The sequence below is a fragment of the Desertibaculum subflavum genome, assembly GCA_003576705.1.
GTDB classification, from domain to species: domain Bacteria; phylum Pseudomonadota; class Alphaproteobacteria; order Ferrovibrionales; family Ferrovibrionaceae; genus Desertibaculum; species Desertibaculum subflavum.
The window spans coordinates 36,872-58,039 of sequence record QOZS01000039.1; the positions used below are offsets into that span (position 1 = coordinate 36,872).

Consider the following 21,168-nt stretch of genomic DNA (forward strand, 5'->3'; position numbering starts at 1 on the left):
CAATAATCCGGCGCGGCCGAGGAAGGGCGATGACAAAGAAGCTCAAGGTGGACAGCGACGGCCCGGTCGCCATCGTCACCATCAACCGGCCGGAAGTGCGCAACGCGCTCGACAACGAGACGGCCTCCGCGCTGACGCAGGCGCTACGCGCCTTTGACGCGGATGCGTCGCTTCGCGTCGCCGTGCTCACGGGTGCCGGCGGCCATTTCTGCGCCGGCGCCGATCTCAAGGCGCTCGCCGCCGGGCAGGATTACGAGCCCTGGGCCGGTGCCGCCGACGGCCCCTGTCACGATGTGCTGTCCAAGCCGGTGATCGCGGCGGTCGCCGGCTATGCCTGCGCCGGCGGCCTCGGCGTCGCGCTGCGCTGCGATCTCCGCGTCGTCGAGGAAAGCGCCACCTTCGCCGTGCTGTCGCGCCGATGGGGCGTGCCGATGAGCGACGGCACCACGGTGCGGCTCCCGCGCCTGATCGGCATGGGCCGCGCCCTCGACATGCTGCTGACCGCGCGCAAGGTCGGCGGCGCCGAGGCGGTCGCGATCGGCCTCGCCGATCGCCTGGTGCCGGACGGCCAGGCGCTCACGGCCGCCGTCGCGCTGGCCAAGGAGATGAGCGCCTTCCCGCAGATCGCCATGCGCTCCGACCGGATGTCGGCGATCCGGCAATGGGATCTGCCCGAGGCGGATGCCATCGCCCAGGAAATGCAGCTCGCCGCGGAGGCCCGCCGCATCGAAGCGCAAAGCGGCGCCGCCCGCTTCGCCGCCGGCGCCGGCCGGCATGGGGAGGTACAGGGCTAGGAAAATTCCTATGCGGCAAGCACACAGTGGGATCGCAAACAGGGATGCAGCGGGAAGCCCCCGCTGCCCCCCAGGGGCGGCGGGGGTTTGGGGGAGGTGGGGCGCGCCGCTTCTCGACGACAAAAGCCGGTGCGCAACGCATCTTCGTTCGCGCGCATTCGCAAGCCGCATCCTCCCCACCTCTCCCAACCCTCTCCCCCCTCTTCGAGGGCGGAGAGGACTTTCGCGCGCAGCCGGCGAGATCTGTGAATCCCATACCGCCCGCAGGACGGGACTCTCCTTGCTGCCCGGCGTTCCGAGGAGGCACGCCTAACCCATGCGCGCCATTCTCTGTCGCGCCTTCGGCCCCATCGACTCACCGCGCGTGGAAGAGATCGACACGCCGCCGCTCCTGCCCGGCAGCCTGCGCATCGCCGTGCATGCCGCCGGCATCAGCTTCGCCAATCTGCTGGTGATCCAGGGCACGCATCAGAACAAGCCCAAGCTCCCCTTCGTGCCGGGCACGGAGGTCGGCGGCATCGTCAAGGAAGTCGAGCCTGACGCGGTGGGCGGTTTCAAGATCGGAGACCGCATCTGCGCCGGACTCGCGCAGGGCGGCTTCGCGGAGGAAGCGGTGGTGCCGGCGGAGACCGTGTTCCGCATTCCCGATGCGATGGATTTCGCCACGGCGACGCAATTCCCAACCATCTACGCCACCGCCTATGCCGCGCTCGCCTGGCGCGCGCAGATCAGGCACGGCGAGGTTTTGCTGGTGCACGGCGCCGCCGGGGCGAGCGGGCTTGCCGCGGTCGAGATCGGCAAGGCGCTCGGCGCCAGCGTGATCGCGACGGCGGGATCAACCGACAAGCTCGCCGTGGTGCGCGCGCACGGCGCCGACCACGCGATCGACTATCGCAGGCAGGATTTCCGCGCCGCCGTGCTCGACCTCACGCAAGGCCGCGGCGCCGACGTGATCTTCGACCCCGTGGGCGGCGACGTGTTCGACGCCTCACTCCGCTGCATCGCCCCGCTCGGCCGCATCCTGCCGATCGGCTTCGCCTCCGGCCGCATCCCGCAGATCCCGGCCAACCTCGTGCTGGTGAAGAACATCAGCGTGATCGGCCTCTACTGGGGCTTCTACATGGCCTGGGGCAAGAGCCAGGCCGATGCCGCGCTGCGGGCCGAGGTGCGCGGCCTGTTCGCCGAGCTGTTCCGCCTGTACGAGGCCGGCGCGCTCCGCCCGGTCACCGACAGCGTGCTGCCGCTGGCCGATTTCGCCGCCGGCCTCCGTCGGGTGGAGAGCCGCGGCGTGATCGGCAAGGTGGTGCTGGACCCGCGGCGCTAGCTTCGGATCTCACACCAGACCGGCGTGTGGTCCGAGGCCTTCTCCTTGGCCCGCACTGCCTTGTCGATGTCGCAGGCGACCAGGCGGTCGGCAGCTTCCGGACTGAGCAGGAAATGGTCGATGCGCAGGCCATGATCGAAGCGGAAGGCGGCGCCCTGGTAGTCCCAGAAGGTGTAGGCCTTGGCCCGGTTCGGGTGCAGCGCGCGGATGGCGTCGGTCAGGCCCAGATTGATCAGCGCGCGGAAGGCGGCGCGGCTCTCCGGCCGGCAGAGGGCATCGTCGGCGAAGGCGGGCGGGTCGTAGACATCGGCATCGGTCGGGCAGACGTTGAAATCGCCGCCGAGCACGAACGGCACCTCCCCCTCCAGCAACGCTTCGGCCCGCGCCTTGAGGCGGCGCATCCAGCCGAGCTTGTAGGCGAACTTCTCCGGCCCGCCATTGCCGTTCGGCAGGTACAGGCCGACGATGCGGATACCGCCGACCGTGGCCTCGATCCAGCGCGCGTGGTCGTCGGCGTCGTCGCCCGGCAGGCCGCGCGACACATGCGCAACCGGCAGGCGCGAGAGCAGCGCCACGCCGTTATAGGTCTTCTGCCCGTGCACCTCGCAGGTATAGCCGAGGGACTGGAACTCGAGCGCCGGGAAGTCGGCATCGACGCATTTGATCTCCTGCAGCACGATCACGTCGGCCTCGGCGCTCTTCACATACTCGACCACGTTGGCGAGCCGCGCCTTGATCGAGTTGACGTTCCAGGTGACGATTTTCATGCGCTGCCGATCCCCGCCCTTCAACGACAAAGCCCGGCGCTCAGGCCGGGCTTCGTACTTTATCGGATCGCGGGGGCGGGCGTCAGACCGAGAAGGACGAGCCGCAGCCGCATTTCGAGGTGGCGTTCGGATTCCTGATCTGGAACGAGGCGCCGATCATGTCCTCGACGAAATCGATCTCGGATTCCTTCATGTATTCCAGCGACACCGAATCGACCAGCACGGTGACGCCGTCGCGCTCGATCGCCACGTCGTCGTCGTTGCGGCTCTGGTCGATGGTGAAGCCGTACTGGAAGCCGGAGCAGCCGCCGCCCGAGACGGCGATGCGCAGCATCGAGCCCGGCGCCTCCTCCTTGAGGATCTCGCCGATCCGGCGCGCCGCGCTGGCGGTCACGGTGACGGTAATCGGTGCGTGGTCGAGTACGGCCGCGTCGCTCATGCCCTGCTGCCCTGCATCTGATCCCCGGGACCTTATGTAAGTGGCATTGCCAACAAGTCAATTCCAAGCGGCTTGCGCCATACGGCAAGTCACGGCCCGCCGAGCAGAACCAGCATCGGCGCCACGGTCAGGACGGCCCCAAGGGTCGAGGCGGTGACCAGCGCGGCGGCCAGCGGCGCGTTGCCGCCCATCAGCCGGGCCAGCACATAGGCCGAGGGCGGCGTCGGCATGGCGGCCCACAGGATGGCGACCTTGAGCGCCAGCCCCTCGATCCCCCAGATCCAGGCGGATCCCGCCATCACCAGCGGGAAGCCGACCAGCTTCAAGCCCGCGGCGATGCCGATCGGGGCCCAGGCGGCCCTGGTCGCCTGGAGGTCGAGCGCGGCGCCGGCCGCCATCAGGCCGAGCGCGACCGAGGCGCGGCCGAGCGCCTCGATGGTCGGGCCGATGCCGCGCGGCAGGCCGATGCCGGTCAGGTTCATGGCGATGCCGAGCAGGCAGGCCAGGATGAACGGGTTCTGCGCCAGCAGGCGAAGCTGCGCGCCGAAGCTGGTCGCCGGCCCGCCAGCATAGCGGATCAGGATCAGGACGCTCAGCGTGTTGAGCAGCGGCACCTGCACCGCGACCGCCACCGCCATCAGCGCCGCGCCGGGCGACCCGAACAGCAGGAAGGCCGCGGCGATGCCGACATAGCTGTTGAAGCGGAGCGCTCCCTGGAACATCGAGGTGAAGGCCGGCCCGTCGGCCGGCAAGACGGGACGCAGCGCCAGCATGATCGCCGCCATGGCGAGCGTGGCGCAGGCCAGCGTGGCGGCGAGCGGCAGCGGGTCGTAGCCGCCGAGTTGCGCGCCCGCGAGGGTCGCCACCAGCAGCGCCGGCAGCAGGATGAAATAGGCGAGCTTGTCCAGCGCCGGCCAGAACGCTTCACCCGGAAAGCCGACCCGCTTCAGGCCGAAGCCGAGGCCGATCAGGAAAAAGACCGGCAGCAGCGCTTCCGCGACGATCAGCACAGTCAGGCGTCCCGGTAGACCGGCGCGCGCTTGTCGCGGAAGGCCTGCACGCCCTCAGTGAAGTCGGCGCTCTGCACGGTCAGGATCTGGTTCCGGTCCTCCAGCGCGATGGCTGCCTCGAGCGACGGCGCGTCGAGGTTCATGTTGAGGCACTCCTTGGTGAGGCGGAGCCCGAGCGGCGAGGCAGCCAGCAGGTCGGCGACATAGCCGCGCGCGACCGTGGTCAGGTCCTGCTCCGGCACCACCTCGGAGACGAGGCCGATACGCAGCGCTCGGGCCGCGTCGACGAAGCGGCCGGTCATCAGCATCTCGGCGGCGATCGCGCCGCCGACCAGACGCGGCAGGAAGTAGCTGACGCCGACATCGCAGCCGGACAGGCCGAGCTTGATGAAGGCCGCGTTCATCCGCGCACCCTCGGCGGCGATGCGGATGTCGGAACCGAGCGCCAGCGCCAGGCCGCCGCCGGCGGCAGAGCCGTGCAGCAGGCAGACGATCGGCTGCGGGCAGCGGCGCATGCGCATGACGATCTCGGAGACGCGGCGCTGCGCCCGCAGGCCGGTGGCCGGCCCGCTGGTCTCGTCGAGGCTCACCTCCTTCAGGTCGGCGCCGGCGCAGAAGGCCCGGCCGGCGCCGCGCAGCACGACGACGCGCACCGCGTGCTCGGTATAGAGCCGGCCGAAATAGTCCTGCAGCTCGAGCATCATGGTGGCGTTGAGGGCGTTCAGCCGCTCCGGCCGGTTCAGGGTCAACCAGTCGACGCCCGCCTCGCGGGTTATGCCGAGGGTGGTGTAGTGCGGGAGCTCTGCCGCCTTCATCGCTTCCTCCATTGTCGTTGCTCGCGCTATCATGCCGGCATCAACCAAGAAGGGGAGCGGGTCGTGGGGGACGACTTTGCGCATCCGGAGTTCTTGGTCTCGACCGAGTGGCTGGCGGCCCGGCTCGGCGAACCCGGACTTCGTGTCATCGACTGCACCGTGCATCTGGACCCGCGGCCGGAAGGCGGCAACGCGGTCAGGAGCGGCCGCGCCGATTTCGAGGCGGCGCACATACCCGGCGCCGATTTCATCGAGCTCGGCACCGAAGTCTCCGATCCGGCCGCCAGGTACTACTTCATGGTGCCGCCCGCCGTGCAGTTCGCCGACGCGATGGCGAAGCACGGCATCGGTGACGATACCAGGGTGGTTGCCTATGCCACCGCCAATCACTGGTGGGCGACGCGGCTCTGGTGGCTGCTCCGCGTGTTCGGGCACGACCGCGTCGCCGTGCTCGATGGCGGCTTGCAGAAATGGCGCGCCGAGGGCCGCGCCATCGAGACCGGCCCGGCCCGACCGGCACCGCCGGCGCGCTTCCGCTTCCGCCCGCCCCGGCTGGAGATGATCGCGGCCAAGGCCGACGTGCGGAAGGCGATCGGCGACAGCCAAGTCTGCACCATCAACGCGCTCCGGCCGGAGCAGCATACCGGCGCCGGCGGCGCGCATTACGGCCGGCCCGGCCATATCGCCGGCAGCGTCAACGTGCCGGCGCTGCAGATGGCGGATCCGGCCACCAACCAGTTCAAGCCGCCCGCCGAGTTGCGTGAGATTCTCGGCGACGCGCTGGCGAAGCCGGAGGTCATCACCTATTGCGGCGGCGGCATCGCCGCGTCGAGCGTCGCGCTGGTGCTGACCATGCTGGGCCACCCGAACGTGCGGCTCTACGACGCCTCGCTGTCGGAATGGGCCCGCGACCCGGACCTGCCGATGGAGACCGGCTAGGAGCCGGTCTCCGCGCCGGTCCTACGAACGCTGGATCGGCGGCGCATTGGGATCGATGCGGGTGCCCTTCAGCTTGCTGTCCATCTCCTTGATACGGCTATCGCGCGCTTCCTCGACCTTTGCCCGCGCCGCGTCGCAATGCTGCGGGTCAGGTCGGCTGTTGTTCGGCTGGCGCTCGTTCTGGCACTCGCTCAGCGCCTTCGCGAGCTCCTGCTCCGCGTCCTTCAGAATGTCCGCCTTGACGATGGCAAAGAAGGCCTCGCGGTCCTCTTCGTCGCGGAACGCCACCGGCATGAGGCGCACCTTGATGTTGTCGGGATATTTGTTGGCGGCGCCGGAACTCGCATCGATGGCGATGCCGATCAGGCCGCCGAGAATCACGTTCCCGAGCGTGGCTCCCTGAAATGTCGAGCTCAGCACCGCCGACGCATTCTCGAAGCCGTTCTTCTGACAGACCATCATCACATCGTACTTGCTCTTCGGCAGGATGATCGAACCGGGCGTCGGGTTCACCGTGGCGACCGTCGCTCCCCCTCTGGAGAACTGGCACGCCGCCCCTTGCGGCGTCGTCTCAACGATCACGCTCTGATCGGTACCCGTCGTAACCGTGGCGCAAGCCGAGGTCAGCCCTGCCGCAATGAGCGACAGTAGCAAAGCAATAACGCGCATGTTGGAAGCTCCCCCAGAACTTCTATGGCAACAGGCGTTGTATATTTCGGCGGTCGCTCCCCCGCAAGATCGGATCGGACAGACACCATCGGCTCAGGCACCCTGGGCCGCGAGGCGCGCCAGGTAGTCCAGGGCGCCCTGCAGGATCCAGCCCGCGGCGAGCTTGTCGACCACCTCGCCGCGGCGCTTCCGGCTCGTGTCGGCCTCGATCAGCATGCGCTCGACGGCGGAGGTCGAGAGCCGCTCGTCCCAGAAGGCGATCAGCACGGTGCCCAGATGCGGGTCCAGGTTGCGGGCGAACTGGCGCACCGACTGGCAGCGCGGGCCCTCGGTCCCGTCCATGTTGACCGGCAGGCCCAGGATCACCGCCGCCACCCGGTCGGCCGCCACCAGATGGGCGATCTTGGCGGCGTCGGTGGCGAACTTGCCGCGCCGGATGGTCTCGCGCGGGGTCGCGACCCGGCGGCCGGCATCGGAGATGGCGACGCCGATCGTCTTGGCACCCACATCGAGCCCGACCAGCCGCCCCAGAGGGGGCAACAGCGGGCCCAATTCCGCGATATTGCTGATGATCATTCCGGATGCTACTAGCGATCCGCGCCCGGCCGGCCCCCTTGCCGTGTCCTGCCGGATCAGCCCCTCTCAGACGCTCACGAAGGTGGCACATGTCGCTCGATAAGGCCACGGTTGCGCGCATTGCGCGGCTCGCCCGCCTGGAAGTTCCCGACGACCAGCTGGAGACGGTCGCCGGCGAGCTCGGCCATATCCTGGCCTTCGTCGAGCAGCTGAACGAGGTGAACACCCAGGGCGTCGCGCCGATGACGGCGGTGGTGGAGATGGGCCTGCGCCTGCGGGCCGACAAGGTGACCGAGGGCGGTGACCCGGAGAAGGTACTGGCCAACGCGCCGGAGCGCGCCGGCGACTATTTTGTGGTGCCGAAGGTGGTGGAATGAGTCTCGACCCGGCCAGCCTGACCATCGCATCCGCGCGCGACGGGCTGAAGGCGAAGCAGTTCTCGGCGGCCGAGCTGGCGGAAGCGGCGATCGGCGCCATGCAGGCGGCGCGCCCGCTCAACGCCGTGCTGGTCGAGACGCCCGACCGCGCCCGCGCCGATGCCAAGCGCGCCGACCAGCGGCTGGCCAAGGGCGAGGCGGGCGCGCTGGAAGGCATCCCGCTCGCCATCAAGGATCTGTTCTGCACCGAGGGTGTCGAGACCACCGCCGGTTCGAAGATCCTCAAGGGCTTCAAGCCGACCTACGAGTCGACCGTCACCGCCAACCTGTGGCGCGAAGGCGCCGTCATGCTCGGCAAGGTCAACATGGACGAGTTCGCCATGGGCTCGTCGAACGAGACCTCGGCCTATGGGAATGTCGAGAACCCCTGGCGCCGGCCCGGCGATAACCGGCCGCTGGTGCCGGGCGGCTCCTCCGGCGGCTCGGCCGCGGCCGTCTCGGCCGGCTTCTGCCTCGGCGCCACCGGCACCGATACCGGCGGCTCGATCCGCCAGCCGGCCGGCTTCACCGGCATCGTCGGCCTGAAGCCGACCTATGGCCGCTGCTCGCGCTGGGGCATCGTCGCCTTCGCCTCCTCGCTCGACCAGGCCGGGCCGATGACGCGGAGCGTGCGCGACGCGGCGATCATGCTCGGCGCCATGGCCGGCTTCGACCCGAAGGATTCGACCTCGGTCGACCTGCCGGTGCCGAACTACGAGGCTTCGGTCGGCCAGAGCGTGAAGGGCCTCAGGATCGGCGTGCCGAAGGAGTACCGGCTCGACGGCATGCCGGCGGAGATCGAGACGCTCTGGCAGCAGGGCATCGCCTGGCTCAAGGAGGCCGGCTGCGAGATCGTCGATGTCAGCCTGCCGCACACCAAATACGCGCTGCCGGCCTACTACATCGTCGCGCCGGCCGAGGCTTCGTCGAACCTCGCGCGCTATGACGGCGTTCGCTTCGGCCATCGCGCCGCCGGCGCCAAGGGCATCAACGAGCTCTACGCGAAGACCCGCGGCGAGGGTTTCGGGCCGGAAGTGCGCCGGCGCGTGCTGATCGGCACCTACGTGCTCTCGGCCGGCTATTACGACGCCTACTACATCAAGGCGCAGCAGGTGCGCACCCTGATCCTGCGCGATTTCGAGAAGGTGTTCGGCGAGGTCGACGCCCTGCTGGCGCCGACCGCGCCCTCCGCCGCCTTCCCGATCGGCGACAAGGCGGACGACCCGATCTCGATGTATCTGAACGACGTCTTCACCGTGCCGGTGAACCTGGCCGGCCTGCCCGGCATGTCGGTGCCTGCGGGTCTGTCCGCCGACGGCCTGCCGCTCGGCCTGCAGCTGATCGGCAAGGCCTTCGACGAGGCGACCCTGTTCCGCGTCGGCGCAGCCGTCGAGAAAGCCGCCAACTTCACCGCGCGGCCAAAGCCCTGGTGGAGGGCATGAGCATGAGCAACCTGATCAAGGGCGAGACGGGCGAGTGGGAGATCGTCATCGGCATGGAGGTGCATGCCCAGGTGATCTCCGAGTCCAAGCTGTTCTCCGGCGCGGCCACGGCGTTCGGCGCCGAGCCCAACAGCCAGGTGTCGCTGGTCGACGCGGCAATGCCGGGCATGCTGCCCGTCATCAACGAGGCGGCGGTGCGCCAGGCGGTGAAGACCGGGCTCGGCCTGCAGGCGAAGATCAACCTGCGCTCGATCTTCGACCGCAAGAACTACTTCTATCCCGATCTGCCGGCCGGCTATCAGATCTCGCAATACCAGCACCCGATCGTCGGCACCGGCAGCCTGACCATCGAGCTCGCCGACGGCTCGAGCCGCGAGATCGGCATCACCCGGCTGCATCTGGAGCAGGATGCCGGCAAGAGCCTGCACGACCAGTCCCCCTCCTCCACCTATATCGACCTCAACCGGGCGGGGGTGGCGCTGATGGAGATCGTGTCGGAGCCGGACCTGCGCTCGTCGGAGGAGGCCGGCGCCTATCTCGCCAAGATGCGCTCGATCCTGCGCTATCTCGGCACCTGCGACGGCAACATGGAGGAAGGCTCCATGCGCGCCGACGTGAACGTCTCGGTGCGCAAGCCCGGCGGCCCGCTCGGCACGCGCTGCGAGATCAAGAACGTCAACTCGGTCCGCTTCGTGAAGCAGGCGATCGAGTACGAGGCGCGGCGCCAGATCGAGCTGATCGAGGGCGGCGGCAAGGTCGACCAGGAGACGCGGCTGTTCGATACCGGCCGCGGCGTCACGCGCTCGATGCGCTCCAAGGAGGAGGCGCATGACTACCGCTACTTCCCCGACCCCGATCTCGTGCCGCTGGTGCTGGCGCCCGAATTCGTCGAGCGGCTGAAGGAGGAACTGCCGGAACTTCCGGACACCAAGAAGCAGCGCTTCGTGCGCGAGCTCGGCCTCTCGCCCTACGACGCCGAGGTGCTGGTCGCCGAGAAGGAGAGCGCCGATTTCTTCGAGGCCGTGGCCAAGGGCCGCGATGCCAAGACGGCAGCGAACTGGGTCACCGGCGAGTATTTCGCCGCGCTGAACCGCGCGGGCGCGACGATCGCCGAGTTCCCGGTCAGCGCCGAGAAGCTCGGCGAGCTGATCGACCTCGTCGCCGACGGCACGCTCTCCAACCGGCTCGCCAAGGACGTGTTCGAGGGCATGGCCGAGACCGGCAAGAGCGCGGCCGAGATCGTCGCCGAACGGGGCCTCAAGCAGGTCTCCGATACCGGCGCCATCGAGGCGGCGATCGACAAGGTGATCGCCGCCAATGCCGACAAGGTGGCCGAATACCGGGCCGGCAAGGACAAGCTCTACGGCTTCTTCGTCGGCCAGGTGATGAAGGCGATGGGCGGCAAGGCCAACCCCCAGGCCCTTAACGATCTGCTCAAGAGGAAGCTCTCGGCCTAGAAATCCTTCGCGCCCGGCGAAAAATCGGGAGAAAGCCTCAACTTTTAAGAGGCGGGCGACGCCCAAGTGTTGAGCAAAATTTAAGAGAAGTCGGCTGTGTTAGGCGCGCCGCCCGGGGCTGCGCCCGCGGCACCATGTTTGCCAGCCGAAAGTGTTCTGCGATGAAGAAATTTGAGATCGGCGTCTACAACAAGAAGGTGCGGGAGCTGGTCAAGATAGGCGAGCGGCACAAGAACCTCGCCGATTCCTGGGCCGACCTGCATTACATTGAGATCGCGGCCAATGACGAGGCCGAGGCGCGCGCCAAGCTCGACCGCCGCTACCCCGCGGCCGAAGGCTATGTCATCGAAGGCGTGATGCTGAGCGCCGCCGACAAGTTCGCCTGATTCCGTTCGGCCCGAGCGGCAAAGCGCGGCCTCCACCCGCGCGATTGCGCCCCCCGTCCCTTCCCCGCATGCTGGCGCAAAGCCGCGTGCGGAGGGACGCCCATGATCGATCTGTACTACTGGCCCACCCCGAACGGGTGGAAGGTCACCATCATGCTGGAGGAGTGCGGCCTCCCCTATAAGCTGCACCCGGTCAATATCGGCCGCGGCGATCAGTTCCAGCCGGCCTTCCTCGCCATCAGCCCGAACAACCGTATGCCCGCGATCGTCGACCACGATCCGCCAGGCGGCGGCGCGGCCGTCTCGGTGTTCGAGAGCGCGGCCATCCTGATGTACCTCGCGGAGAAGACCGGTCGGTTCATGCCGAAGGACCTGCGCGGCCGCGTCGCCGTGACGGAATGGCTGTTCTGGCAGATGGGCGGGCTCGGCCCCATGTCGGGACAGAACACGCATTTCCGCGCCTATGCGCCGGAGAAGCTGCCCTATGCCATCGACCGCTATACCAAGGAGGTCAACCGCCTCTACGGGGTGATGGATCGCCAGCTGGCGAAGACCGGCGCCTTCCTCGCCGGCGACTATTCGATCGCCGACATGGCGTCCTGGCCCTGGGTCGTGCCGTGGGAGCGCCAGGGCCAGAATCTGGCCGACTTCCCGAATCTGAAGCGCTGGTTCGAGACCATGAAGGCGCGGCCGGCGGTGACCAAGGGCTTCGAGATCGGCAAGGAGCTGCGCAACCCGGCCGGCATGGACGACGCGGCGAAGAAAGTGCTGTTCGGCCAGACCGCGCAGTCGACCGCCCAGGCCGCAGGCGCGGCGCGCTGACACCGCCGCGCAGGTCGGAAAACAGTCAGGGGAGAAACAAGATGAAGCTCGCACGCCTCGCAACGATTACTTTGCTTGCATCGCTACTCGCAGGGCCAGTGCTCGCCCAGGGCCTGCCCAAGGCGGACAAGCCCGAGGATGTCGGGCTCTCCGGCGCGCGGCTGAAGCGGCTCTCCGACGTCATGAAGGCCGGTGTCGCCAAGGGCGAGATTCCCGGCGCCGTGGTCCTGATCGCCCGCAACGGCAAGGTCGGTTATGTCGAGGCCTTCGGCTTCCGCGACGCGGAGGCGAAGGCGCCGATGAAGCCGGACGCGATCTTCCGCCTCGCCTCCATGACCAAGCCCTTCACCTCGCTCGCCGCCATGATGCTGGCGGAAGAAGGCAAGCTCGAGATCGCCTATCCGGTGTCGCGCTACCTGCCGGAGTTCAAGGACCTGAAAGTCGGCGTCGAGGTGAGGGACGGCGGCGGCACGATCAACCTGACCACCGAACCGGTGAAGCGCGAGATGACGGTGCAGGACCTGATGCGCCACACATCGGGCCTGACCTATGGCGTGTTCGGCCAGTCGGAGGTGAAGAAGCAGTACAACGCCGCCAAGGCGCTCGATGCCGGCCAGACCAATGCGGAGCTGGTGGCCAAGCTCAGCAAGATCCCGCTGCAGTATCAGCCGGGCACGACCTGGGAGTATTCGATGTCGACCGACGTGCTGGCGCGCGTGGTCGAGGTCGCCTCGGGCATGGATTTCGACCAGTTCGTCGCGACCCGCATCGCCAAGCCGCTGAAGCTCGCCGATAGCGGCTTCTGGGTCGAACAGGCGAAGCAGGGCCGCATCGCGGCGCCGCCCAAGGGCGTCAACGTGCCGGTCGTGACCGCCAAGCCGAACTGGTTCTCCGGCGGCGGCGGCATGGTCGGAACGGCTGCGGACTACGTGCGTTTCTGCCAGATGCTGTTGAACGGCGGCCAGCTCGACGGCGTGCGGCTGGTCTCGCGCAAGACGATCGAGCTGATGACCGCGAACCACCTGCCGCCCGGCATCCAGTACGGCGCGGCGACGCCGGTGCTGTTCCAGGCGCTGGCGCCGACGCCCGAATTCGGCCAGGGCTTCGGCCTCGGCTTCGCGGTGCGCACCGATACCGGCCGCAACCCGCTGCACGGCTCGCAGGGCGACTACTTCTGGGGCGGCGCCTACGGCACCTATTTCTGGATCGATCCGAAGGAGAAGCTGATCGCCATCCTGATGATGCAGGCGCCCGCGGCGCGGCTGCACTACCGTTACCTGATGCGCGAGATGGTGTATCAGGCGATCGTCAATTGAGGGGACGGGCATGGCGACGATACGCGCGGTGAAGTGGGAAGCCGAGAGCTTCGCCGAGGTCGAGGCCGAAGCGGTCGGGCTGTCGACCGGCCGGCTCGGCCGGCTCGGCGCGGCGCTGCAGAACGGCGTCGACACAGGCGAGATTCCCGGCGCCATCGCCCTGATCATGCGCGACGGCAAAATCGGCTATCGGCAGTGCTTCGGCTTCCGCGACCGGGAGGCCAAGGCGCCGATGCAGGCCGACGCCATCTTCCGCATCGCCTCGATGACCAAGCCGATCGTCTCGCTCGCGGTGATGATGCTGGTCGAGGAAGGCAGGATCCAGATCGGCTATCCGGCCTCGCGCTGGCTGCCGGAACTGGCGGATCTGAAAGTGGCGATCGAGGACCGGCCGAGCGCGGATGCGATCGGCGTCGCCGTCGAGCCGATGCGGCGCGAGATCACCGTGCAGGACCTGCTGCGCCACACTTCGGGGCTGAGCTACGGCTTCATGGGCGAGAGCCCGGTGCACAAGCTGTACATGCGGCGCGACCCGATGAACCGCAACCTGACCAATGCCGAGGCGGTCGCGCGGCTGGCCGAGATCCCGCTGCGCTTCCAGCCAGGCACCACCTGGGAGTACTCGGTCGCGACCGACGTGCTCGGACGGCTGGTGGAAGTGGTGTCGGGGCAGCCGCTCGACGCGTTCATCGCGGAGCGGATCACCGGCCCGCTCGGCATGACGGATACCGGCTTCTGGGTGCCGGACGACAAGAAGCACCGGCTGGCCCAGGCGCAGGTGGTCGCCGCCACCGGCAAGCGGCCGGCGATGATCGATGTCGATACCAAGCCGAAGCGGCTCGGCGGCGGTGGCGGCCTAGTTTCGACCACGGCGGACTATGCGCGCTTCTGCCAGATGCTGCTGAACGGCGGCGAGATCGACGGCACGCGCTTCGTCTCGCGCAAGACGCTCGACTGGATGACGGCCGACCACCTGAACCCGGAGATCGTCACCAGCCCGGCGGCGCGCGAGCGCATCAAGTCGATGTCGCCCGGGGCTGCCAACGGGCTCGGCTTCGGCCTCGGCTTCGGCGTGCGCGTGGCGCAGGGGCGGAACGTGCTGCCGGGCTCGGTCGGCGACTATTTCTGGGCCGGCTCGCAGGGCACCTGCTTCTGGATCGACCCCAAGGAGCGGCTGTTCGCCGTGTTCATGATGCAGGCGCCGGAGGAGCGCGAGCACTACCGCATCCTGATGCGCGAGCTGGTCTATCAGGCGGTGGTGGACTGAGCCGAATGACCACGCCCGAGAACAAGAAGGCCGGGGAGATGAAGCCCGGCACCCTGCTCGCGCAGGCGCTCGGCACCATCGAGCCGGTCTATGGCGAGCTGGTGCCGCCGGTGCATTTCGCCACCACCTACGAGCGGGCCGAGGACGGCAGCTATCCCCGCGGCCGCGTCTATGGCCGCGACCAGAACCCGAGCTACGACCAGGCGGAGCAGGTTCTCGCCCGGCTGGAAGGCGGCGAAGAGGCGCTGCTCTTCGCCTCCGGCATGGCGGCGGCGACGGCGGTGTTCCTGGCGCTCTCGCCGGGCGACCATGTGGTGGCGCCCAAGGTGATGTACTGGGCGCTGCGCAAATGGCTGATGGAGACCGGCACCCGGCTCGGCCTCAAGGTTGAGCTGGTCGATGCAGATGACATCGACGCCATCGCCCGCGCGGTGAAGCCCGGCAGGACGAAGCTGGTTTGGCTCGAGACGCCGGCCAACCCGACCTGGATCGTCACCGACATCGCCGCCGCCGCCGACATCGCCCGCAAGGCCGGCGCGGCGCTCGCCGTCGATTCGACGGTGGCGACGCCGATCCTGACGCGGCCGATCGAGCATGGCGCCGACATCGTGATGCACGCGGCGACCAAGTATCTCAACGGCCATTCCGACGTGCTGGCCGGTGCGCTGATCGCCGCGCGCAAGGACGAGTTCTGGGCCCGCGTGCGCGGCAATCGGCCCGGCATCGGCGGCATCCTCGGGCCGATGGAGGCCTGGCTGCTGCTGCGCGGCATGCGCACCTTGCATCTGCGCGTCGCCCAGGCTTCGCGCTCCGCCGCCGCCATTGCCGCCTTCTGCCAGACGCATGCCGGCTGTATCGGCGTGCTCTATCCCGGCCTGCCGAACAGCCCCGGCCATGCCGCGGCAGCGCGGCAGATGCAGGGCGGTTTCGGCGGCATGCTGTCGATCCGCACCAAGGGCGGCGAGCAAGGTGCCTTCAAGGTCGCCGCCGCGCTGCAGCTGTTCAAGCGCGCGACCTCGCTCGGCGGCGTCGAGAGCCTGGTCGAGCATCGCGCCTCGATCGAAGGCGCCGGCTCCCCGGCGCCGCCCGACCTGCTCCGCCTCTCCGTCGGCATCGAGGAGACCGACGACCTGATCGCCGATCTGGACCGGGCGCTGAACACGGTTCGCTAGAAGGAAACCCGCATGATCGATCTCTACACCTGGGGCACGCCGAACGGCCGCAAGATCTCCGTCGCGCTGGAGGAGCTTGGGCTCCCCTACAAGACCTTCCCGATCAATATCTCGAAGAACGACCAGTTCGCGCCCGACTTCCTGAAGATCAGCCCGAACAACAAGATCCCGGCGATCGTCGATCACGACGGGCCGGGCGGCAAGCCGCACTCGATCTTCGAGAGCGGCGCCATCCTGATCTATCTGGCGGAGAAGACCGGCAAGCTGATGCCGAAGGATCCGGTCGGCCGCTCGGTCTGCCTGCAATGGCTGATGTTCCAGATGGGCGGGCTGGGGCCGATGTGCGGTCAGGCGCACCATTTCCGCCGCTTCGCCCCCGAGCAGATCCCCTATGCGATCAAGCGCTATACCGACGAGGCGGCCCGGCTCTACGGCGTGATGGACAAGCGGCTGGCCGAGGCCAAGTTCCTGGCGGGCGACGAGTATTCCATCGCCGATATCGCGAGCTATCCCTGGATCGCGCGGCACGAGTGGCAGGGCCAGGATCTCGCGACCTTCCCCAACCTGAAGCGCTGGTACGACGCCATTACCGCCCGGCCGGCCACCGATCGCGGCTTCAAGGTGCCGTGACCCAGGATGGGCTGCTCGCGCGCGCCGGCGTCCGGCGCGTGCAGGAAGCTCTTGCGGCAGCGGGCTCCGATGCCGAGGTGATCGCGCTCGCCGAAACCGCGCGCAGCGCCGCCGATGCCGCGAGCGCGCTCGGCGTGCCGGTCGGCGCCATCGTCAAGTCGCTGGTGTTCCGCAGCGGCGACCAGGCCGTGCTGGCGCTGGTCGCCGGCGACCGCAATGCCGACACCGATGCGATTGCGCGCGCGCTTGGCCTGGCGCAATCTGTCGTCCGTGCCGATGCGGATTTCGTCAAGGCGAAGACCGGACAGTCGATCGGCGGCGTCGCGCCGGTCGGACATGCTGAACGGATTTTAACCGTGATCGACGAAAGCCTCGGCCGGTTCGACAAAATATGGGCCGCCGGCGGCCATCCGCATTGTGTGTTCGCGACTACACCCAACGAGCTAAGCCGAGTGACCAAGGTCACAGCAGGTGCTATCAGTACCGCTATTAACGTTCGAACAACATCCGATCGCTTGAATCCGCCGTAGCGAAAATGCGAGCGCTACGTGATTAAAGGGGTTAGATCGATGAGCCGTTCGACGCATTCCACGACCGAGAGCGTGAGCCGGTATTTCGAGCTCGGCCTGTCCTATTGCAGCGGCGATCCGTCGTCGCAGGATCTCGTGCTGGCGCATAAGTGGCTCAACCTCGCCGCCATCGCCGGCAGCGACGAGGCCCGCACCTTGCGCGCCGAAGTCGCCCGCGACATGTCGCCGGAGCAGATCGCCGCCGCCCAGAAGCTGGCGCGCGAGCATATCGGCCAGTCGATCCACTGAGCCTGCGACGGCCATCGGCCGCCGGGCCGCCTGACCACGCGGGCGGCGCAAGGAACCAATTCCCCTCATAGGCGTTTCCGAATGCCTGTCGAGGGGACACCCCATTGGCGCTCACCACCGCGCAGATTCTCGCTCTCGTCATCTTCGTCGCAACGCTCGCCGCCTTCGCCTGGGACCGCATCCGCTACGATGTGGTCGCGCTCGGAGCGCTGATCGCCTGCGTGCTGGCCGGACTCGTGAAGCCCGACGACGCCTTCGCCGGCTTCGGCAATCCGGCGGTGATCACGGTGGCGGCCGTGCTGGTGCTGAGCCATGCCCTCGGCCGCTCGGGCGTCATCGATATCGTCGGCCAGGCGCTCGGCAGGGTCGCCACCACCCCGCTCAGCAACCTGGTGCTGCTCTGCGGGCTCGGCGCAGTGCTGTCCGCCTTCATGAACAATGTCGGCGCCCTCGCCATCATGATGCCGGTGGCCATCGCCGCGGCCCGACGGCTCGAACACTCCCCGGCACTGATCCTGATGCCGCTGTCCTTCGCCACCATGATGGGCGGCATGACCACGCTGATCGGCACGCCGCCGAACCTGCTGGCCGCCGGCTTCCGCGAGCGCTATGGCGAGGCTCCGTTCGACTTCTTTGCCTTTGCCCCGGTCGGCCTGGCCATCACGCTGGGCGGCATCGCCCTGATGGCCGCCATCGCGCGCTTCGTGCTGCCGCGCGACCGCGAGGGCGAGCGCTCGGCGATGGAGCAGTTCGATATCGGCCACTACGTGACCGAGGTGAAGCTGCCGGAGAAATCCGAGCTGATCGGCAAGACCCCGCGGGAGATCGAAGGAGAGTACGAGGACAAGCTCGCCATCATCTCGTTGCAGCGCCATGGCCTCCGCCTGCGCGGGCGGTTCCGCAACACCAAGCTGCGCGCCGGCGACGACCTGATGCTGCAGGTCGGCGCGGAGCTGCTGCAGGAACTGGTGCGCAAGGAGGAGGTCGAGCTGGTCGCCGCCCATACGACGGAGGGCGAGAAGCCCGAGCTCGCCCAGAAGACGCCGGTCGAGACGGCCGAAGTGGTCGTGGTGCCGAACGCCTGGATCCAGGGCGCGACCGCGCGCAGCCTGCAGCTCAGGGCGCGCTACAACGTGAACCTGCTGGCGCTGTCGCGGCATGGCCGGCCGATCAGCCAGCGCGTGCGCGACACGTCGCTGTCGGCCGGCGACGTGCTGCTGCTCGAGGGCGAGCCGGACAGCCTGCCGGAGGCGATCCGCGCGCTCGGCTGCCTGCCATTGGCCAACCGCAAGATCGCCTTCCAGCCGTTCCGGGTGGTGGCGCCGGTCGTCGTGTTCGGCCTTGCCATCGTTCTTGTCGTCCTCGACCTGCTCTCGGCGCCGATCGCCTTCGTGCTCGGCGTGCTCGGCATGCTGGCGCTGCGCCTCATGCCGGTCCGCGACATGTACGACGCCATCGACTGGCCGGTGATCGTACTGCTCGGCGCCATGATCCCGGTCGGCGGTGCACTGGAGACCAGCGGGGTCGCCGAGCTGGTCGCGAACCAGGTGGCGTGGCTGGGACAAGGCTGGCCGGACCGCGGCGTCCTCGCCCTCGTCCTCGTCGTCACCATGATCGTGACGCCGATGCTGAACAACGCGGCGACGGTGATCGTGATGGCGCCAATCGCCATCGGCATCGCCCAGTCGATCGGCGTGCATCCGGACGCCTTCCTGATGGCGGTGGCGATCGGCGCCTCCTGCGACTTCCTGACGCCGTTCGGGCACCAGAACAACACGCTGATCCTGGCGCCGGGCGGCTATCGCTTTGCCGATTACTGGCGGCTCGGCATGCCGCTCGACTTCGTTGTGATCGGGGTTGCGGTCGCATTGCTGCCGATGGTGTTCCCGCTCCGCTAGGCCCCGCTTGAACCCGGGCGGCGCCGCGCCGATGATGGCGCGGGCCGGGGGGACATGCGGGAGAATGACATGCGATATCGGAGGTTGCTGTTGGCCCCTGCCCTTGCGCTGGCCTTGGGCACAGCTCAGGCACAGGCCCCGGACAAGGATTCGAAGGAACAGGGCCTGGAGGAGACCGCCCGCGGCGCCATCGAATCCCTGATGGACGTGATGCGCACTCTGGTCGACAAGATCCCGATGTACGAGGCGCCGGTGATCCTGGACAACGGCGACATCCTGATCCGCCGCAAGCGGCCCGAGGAGGCGCCGCAGCCCAAGCCCGCGCCCGAGGGCCAGCAGAAGACCTGATCGACAGTTTCGAGGGGGAAACGCGTGAACTTCGACTACACGCCGGAACAAACGGCGGTGCGCGACATGGTGCGCCGCTTCGCGGCCGAGGAGATGGCGCCGCTGGTCGCGCAGGCGGAGGAGAACGAGGAATTTCCCCGCGCCCTGTTCCGCCGCTTCGGCGAGCTCGGCCTGATCGGCGTGCGCTATCCGGCCGCGGATGGCGGCAGCGGCTTCGACAAGGTGAGCGACTGCATCATCCGCGAGGAGCTGAGCTATGTCGCGCAGGCCTTCGCCTCCAGCTGGTCGGCGCACAGCCATCTCGGCATCTGGCCGATCTGGCGCGCCGGCAGCGACGACCAGAAGGCCCGGTTCTTCCGGCCCGCCGTGAAAGGCGAGAAGATCGCCTGTTTCGGCCTCTCCGAGCCGGATGGCGGATCGAACATCCGGGCGATGAAGACGCGCGCCGCCAAGGTGCCGGGCGGCTACAGCATCACCGGCTCCAAGCTCTACATCACCAACGCGCCGATCGCCGATTTCATGCTGCTCGCCGCGCGGACCAGGCCCGAGCTGAAGCCGGACGCGATCAGCCTGTTCATCGTCGAGCTGCCCAATCCCGGCATCCGGATCTCCAAGCTAAAGAAGGAAGGCATCCGCGCCTCCGAGACCGGCCTGATCTATCTGGAGGATGCCTTCGTGCCCGACGACTGCCTGCTGGGGCACCGCGAGGGCACCTATCCGGTCATCCTGGACAGCTTGAGCGAGAACCGCGTCGGCGTGGCGGCGAACTGCATCGGCATGGCGCGCGCCGCGCTCGACGCCGCGGCCGAATACGCGAAGACGCGCATCGTCGCCGGCGGACCGATCGGCCGCTACCAGGCCGTCTCCCACAAGCTCGCCGACATGGCGGCGGAGATCGAGGCGGCGCGCTGGCTGGTCAATTACGGCGCCTGGCGGGTCGACCAGGGCACGCTCGATTCCGCCACCGCCGCCAAAGTGAAGCTGGTCGCCAGCGAAACCGCGCTGCGGGCGAGCGAAGCGGCGATCCGCATCCATGGCGGCGCCGGCATCATGCGGGAATACCCGGTCGGCCGGATCCACCGCGACGCGCTCGTCTACGTGATCGGCGAAGGCACCAGCGACATCCAGCGCAACATCATCGCGCGGGATCTCGGATTCTAGGCCGCACGCCACGGGACGGCGCATCTGTTCCTCCAGTTCGTCGTACCCGGGCTTGACCCGGGTACCCGTGACGCAGGCGGACAGCCATTCGCCGAAGGCGGCGCATCTGTTCCTCCCGCGTAAGCCCTCTCCGCCAACTTGTTGGGGGAGAGGGTTTGGGTGAGGTGGGAGGATGCGCTGGCAGGACACCATCTGCCGCCGGCCCCCTCGGTGAATCCTGCGGTGAGCAACCGGCTACATGTCGGACACTACAGACCGGATACATGCCTGACAGTCTCCTCGGTTTGTTCCGCTTTGCGGCGCCCCGGCCGGGGCGCCGCAAAGCGGCGGAGTTTCTTGGTGCGCCGGTCGATGATGCCGAGATCGAGGTCGAGGAAGCGGACGATCCAGTCACCGCTCTGGGTTTCGGCGATACCGACCGGCTCGCCGGCCAGCACCTCGCTGACGAAGATGAAGTCGCCGCCCCACTTGATCTCGCCGCCCGAGCGGACCCGGCGGACGGCATGATCGGCGTCATACCAAGGCTCCTGGATGCGGGCCGGATAGGGCCTGGGCGAGGGGCGATAGAGCCGCGTCGGCGGCATCTGGCCGAGTGCCTCGTGTGGGCGGTTGTCGTTGAAGTCGTTGCGGAAGATGTCGAAGCGGGCCTGCTGCTCGCCCAGGCTGGCGGCCGGCGGCCGTGCGGTCTCCGCCTTCAGGGTG

23 protein-coding genes and 1 pseudogene are annotated in these 21,168 nt (G+C 68.3%); 17 read left to right on the forward strand and 7 right to left on the reverse strand.

Features of this window, described 5'->3' with window-relative positions:
* Positions 1-29 precede the first annotated feature (29 nt).
* Together DT074_RS19255 and DT074_RS19260 are read left to right on the forward strand one after the other, a co-directional pair.
* Complete coding sequence (locus DT074_RS19255; RefSeq protein ID WP_119421491.1) at positions 30-794, forward strand: crotonase/enoyl-CoA hydratase family protein; 765 nt, start codon at positions 30-32, stop codon at positions 792-794.
* A 316-nt stretch (positions 795-1,110) separates the two neighbouring features.
* Positions 1,111-2,118, forward strand: a complete 1,008-nt coding sequence (locus DT074_RS19260) for an NADPH:quinone oxidoreductase family protein (RefSeq protein ID WP_119421492.1) — start codon at positions 1,111-1,113, stop codon at positions 2,116-2,118.
* Here the strand turns inward: DT074_RS19260 and DT074_RS19265 are convergent.
* The 4 genes from DT074_RS19265 to DT074_RS19280 form a co-directional block, all read right to left on the reverse strand.
* Positions 2,115-2,885, reverse strand: a complete 771-nt coding sequence (locus DT074_RS19265; RefSeq protein WP_119421493.1) for an exodeoxyribonuclease III — start codon at positions 2,883-2,885, stop codon at positions 2,115-2,117. The two genes, DT074_RS19260 and DT074_RS19265, sit on opposite strands and share 4 nt — an antisense overlap.
* An 82-nt stretch (positions 2,886-2,967) precedes the next feature.
* Positions 2,968-3,324 carry an iron-sulfur cluster insertion protein ErpA gene (erpA, locus tag DT074_RS19270; RefSeq protein ID WP_119421494.1) on the reverse strand — a complete coding sequence of 119 codons (357 nt, stop codon included), beginning with the start codon at positions 3,322-3,324 and terminating at the stop codon, positions 2,968-2,970.
* 89 nt (positions 3,325-3,413) lie between these two features.
* Positions 3,414-4,334 carry an AEC family transporter gene (locus DT074_RS19275; RefSeq protein ID WP_119421495.1) on the reverse strand — a complete coding sequence of 307 codons (921 nt, stop codon included), beginning with the start codon at positions 4,332-4,334 and terminating at the stop codon, positions 3,414-3,416.
* 2 nt (positions 4,335-4,336) lie between these two features.
* A complete protein-coding gene (locus DT074_RS19280; protein WP_119421515.1) occupies positions 4,337-5,149 on the reverse strand; it encodes an enoyl-CoA hydratase/isomerase family protein in 813 nt (270 codons plus the stop codon).
* A gap of 63 nt (positions 5,150-5,212) precedes the next feature.
* Here DT074_RS19280 and DT074_RS19285 point away from each other — a divergent pair, with 63 nt between their 5' ends.
* Entirely contained in the window at positions 5,213-6,088 is an 876-nt protein-coding gene (locus DT074_RS19285; RefSeq protein ID WP_368744776.1) for a sulfurtransferase, read from the forward strand.
* A 21-nt stretch (positions 6,089-6,109) separates the two neighbouring features.
* Here DT074_RS19285 and DT074_RS19290 read toward each other — a convergent pair whose 3' ends face one another.
* Entirely contained in the window at positions 6,110-6,757 is a 648-nt protein-coding gene (locus DT074_RS19290) for a hypothetical protein (RefSeq protein ID WP_162915020.1), read from the reverse strand.
* 93 nt (positions 6,758-6,850) lie between these two features.
* Positions 6,851-7,333, reverse strand: coding sequence for a Holliday junction resolvase RuvX (ruvX, locus tag DT074_RS19295; protein WP_119421497.1), 483 nt, complete (start codon positions 7,331-7,333; stop codon positions 6,851-6,853).
* An 89-nt stretch (positions 7,334-7,422) separates the two neighbouring features.
* On the opposite strand from ruvX, the gene gatC reads away from it, so the two are divergent.
* The 14 genes from gatC (at position 7,423) to DT074_RS19365 (ending at position 20,466) form a co-directional block, all read left to right on the forward strand.
* Positions 7,423-7,710: an Asp-tRNA(Asn)/Glu-tRNA(Gln) amidotransferase subunit GatC gene (gene gatC, locus DT074_RS19300; protein ID WP_119421498.1), complete on the forward strand. Its 288-nt coding sequence runs from the start codon at positions 7,423-7,425 to the stop codon at positions 7,708-7,710.
* The gene (gatA, locus tag DT074_RS19305; protein WP_119421499.1) at positions 7,707-9,191 is read left to right on the forward strand and encodes an Asp-tRNA(Asn)/Glu-tRNA(Gln) amidotransferase subunit GatA; all 1,485 of its coding nucleotides are present in this window, start codon (positions 7,707-7,709) and stop codon (positions 9,189-9,191) included. The genes gatC and gatA overlap by 4 nt, the downstream gene beginning before the upstream one ends.
* Before the next feature lie 2 nt (positions 9,192-9,193).
* Positions 9,194-10,648, forward strand: a complete 1,455-nt coding sequence (gene gatB / locus DT074_RS19310) for an Asp-tRNA(Asn)/Glu-tRNA(Gln) amidotransferase subunit GatB (protein WP_119421500.1) — start codon at positions 9,194-9,196, stop codon at positions 10,646-10,648.
* Positions 10,649-10,809: 161 nt separating this feature from the next.
* Positions 10,810-11,034 carry a hypothetical protein gene (locus DT074_RS19315; protein WP_119421501.1) on the forward strand — a complete coding sequence of 75 codons (225 nt, stop codon included), beginning with the start codon at positions 10,810-10,812 and terminating at the stop codon, positions 11,032-11,034.
* Positions 11,035-11,136: 102 nt separating this feature from the next.
* On the forward strand, positions 11,137-11,856 hold the full coding sequence (locus tag DT074_RS19320) for a glutathione S-transferase N-terminal domain-containing protein (protein WP_119421502.1): 720 nt from the start codon (positions 11,137-11,139) through the stop codon (positions 11,854-11,856).
* A gap of 41 nt (positions 11,857-11,897) precedes the next feature.
* Positions 11,898-13,172 (forward strand): serine hydrolase domain-containing protein, encoded by a 1,275-nt coding sequence (locus DT074_RS19325; protein WP_119421503.1) that lies wholly within the window; start codon positions 11,898-11,900, stop codon positions 13,170-13,172.
* 10 nt (positions 13,173-13,182) lie between these two features.
* Positions 13,183-14,439 carry a serine hydrolase domain-containing protein gene (locus DT074_RS19330; RefSeq protein ID WP_119421504.1) on the forward strand — a complete coding sequence of 419 codons (1,257 nt, stop codon included), beginning with the start codon at positions 13,183-13,185 and terminating at the stop codon, positions 14,437-14,439.
* Positions 14,440-14,444: 5 nt separating this feature from the next.
* Positions 14,445-15,611 (forward strand): trans-sulfuration enzyme family protein, encoded by a 1,167-nt coding sequence (locus tag DT074_RS19335; RefSeq protein WP_119421505.1) that lies wholly within the window; start codon positions 14,445-14,447, stop codon positions 15,609-15,611.
* 12 nt (positions 15,612-15,623) lie between these two features.
* A complete protein-coding gene (locus DT074_RS19340) occupies positions 15,624-16,241 on the forward strand; it encodes a glutathione binding-like protein (RefSeq protein ID WP_119421506.1) in 618 nt (205 codons plus the stop codon).
* Entirely contained in the window at positions 16,238-16,771 is a 534-nt protein-coding gene (locus DT074_RS19345) for a YbaK/EbsC family protein (protein WP_119421507.1), read from the forward strand. The genes DT074_RS19340 and DT074_RS19345 overlap by 4 nt, the downstream gene beginning before the upstream one ends.
* 39 nt (positions 16,772-16,810) lie before the next feature.
* A complete protein-coding gene (locus tag DT074_RS19350; RefSeq protein ID WP_119421508.1) occupies positions 16,811-17,059 on the forward strand; it encodes a tetratricopeptide repeat protein in 249 nt (82 codons plus the stop codon).
* Between the two features lie 104 nt (positions 17,060-17,163).
* Positions 17,164-18,957, forward strand: coding sequence for an SLC13 family permease (locus DT074_RS19355; RefSeq protein ID WP_119421509.1), 1,794 nt, complete (start codon positions 17,164-17,166; stop codon positions 18,955-18,957).
* Positions 18,958-19,047: 90 nt separating this feature from the next.
* Positions 19,048-19,305 (forward strand): hypothetical protein, encoded by a 258-nt coding sequence (locus DT074_RS19360; RefSeq protein ID WP_162915021.1) that lies wholly within the window; start codon positions 19,048-19,050, stop codon positions 19,303-19,305.
* A gap of 24 nt (positions 19,306-19,329) precedes the next feature.
* Entirely contained in the window at positions 19,330-20,466 is a 1,137-nt protein-coding gene (locus tag DT074_RS19365) for an acyl-CoA dehydrogenase family protein (RefSeq protein ID WP_119421511.1), read from the forward strand.
* Between the two features lie 248 nt (positions 20,467-20,714).
* Here DT074_RS19365 and DT074_RS19370 read toward each other — a convergent pair.
* Positions 20,715-21,168: pseudogene (locus DT074_RS19370) on the reverse strand (integrase core domain-containing protein); the annotation flags it as partial.

Coding starts and splice junctions, on each gene's coding strand:
- DT074_RS19255 (WP_119421491.1), top strand. CDS start 30: ATGACAAAGAAGCTCAAGGTGGACAGCGACGGCCCGGTCGCCATCGTC.
- DT074_RS19260 (WP_119421492.1), top strand. CDS start 1,111: ATGCGCGCCATTCTCTGTCGCGCCTTCGGCCCCATCGACTCACCGCGC.
- DT074_RS19265 (WP_119421493.1), bottom strand. CDS start 2,885: ATGAAAATCGTCACCTGGAACGTCAACTCGATCAAGGCGCGGCTCGCC.
- erpA (WP_119421494.1), bottom strand. CDS start 3,324: ATGAGCGACGCGGCCGTACTCGACCACGCACCGATTACCGTCACCGTG.
- DT074_RS19280 (WP_119421515.1), bottom strand. CDS start 5,149: ATGAAGGCGGCAGAGCTCCCGCACTACACCACCCTCGGCATAACCCGC.
- DT074_RS19290 (WP_162915020.1), bottom strand. CDS start 6,757: ATGCGCGTTATTGCTTTGCTACTGTCGCTCATTGCGGCAGGGCTGACC.
- ruvX (WP_119421497.1), bottom strand. CDS start 7,333: ATGATCATCAGCAATATCGCGGAATTGGGCCCGCTGTTGCCCCCTCTG.
- gatC (WP_119421498.1), top strand. CDS start 7,423: ATGTCGCTCGATAAGGCCACGGTTGCGCGCATTGCGCGGCTCGCCCGC.
- gatA (WP_119421499.1), top strand. CDS start 7,707: ATGAGTCTCGACCCGGCCAGCCTGACCATCGCATCCGCGCGCGACGGG.
- gatB (WP_119421500.1), top strand. CDS start 9,194: ATGAGCAACCTGATCAAGGGCGAGACGGGCGAGTGGGAGATCGTCATC.
- DT074_RS19315 (WP_119421501.1), top strand. CDS start 10,810: ATGAAGAAATTTGAGATCGGCGTCTACAACAAGAAGGTGCGGGAGCTG.
- DT074_RS19320 (WP_119421502.1), top strand. CDS start 11,137: ATGATCGATCTGTACTACTGGCCCACCCCGAACGGGTGGAAGGTCACC.
- DT074_RS19325 (WP_119421503.1), top strand. CDS start 11,898: ATGAAGCTCGCACGCCTCGCAACGATTACTTTGCTTGCATCGCTACTC.
- DT074_RS19330 (WP_119421504.1), top strand. CDS start 13,183: ATGGCGACGATACGCGCGGTGAAGTGGGAAGCCGAGAGCTTCGCCGAG.
- DT074_RS19335 (WP_119421505.1), top strand. CDS start 14,445: ATGACCACGCCCGAGAACAAGAAGGCCGGGGAGATGAAGCCCGGCACC.
- DT074_RS19340 (WP_119421506.1), top strand. CDS start 15,624: ATGATCGATCTCTACACCTGGGGCACGCCGAACGGCCGCAAGATCTCC.
- DT074_RS19350 (WP_119421508.1), top strand. CDS start 16,811: ATGAGCCGTTCGACGCATTCCACGACCGAGAGCGTGAGCCGGTATTTC.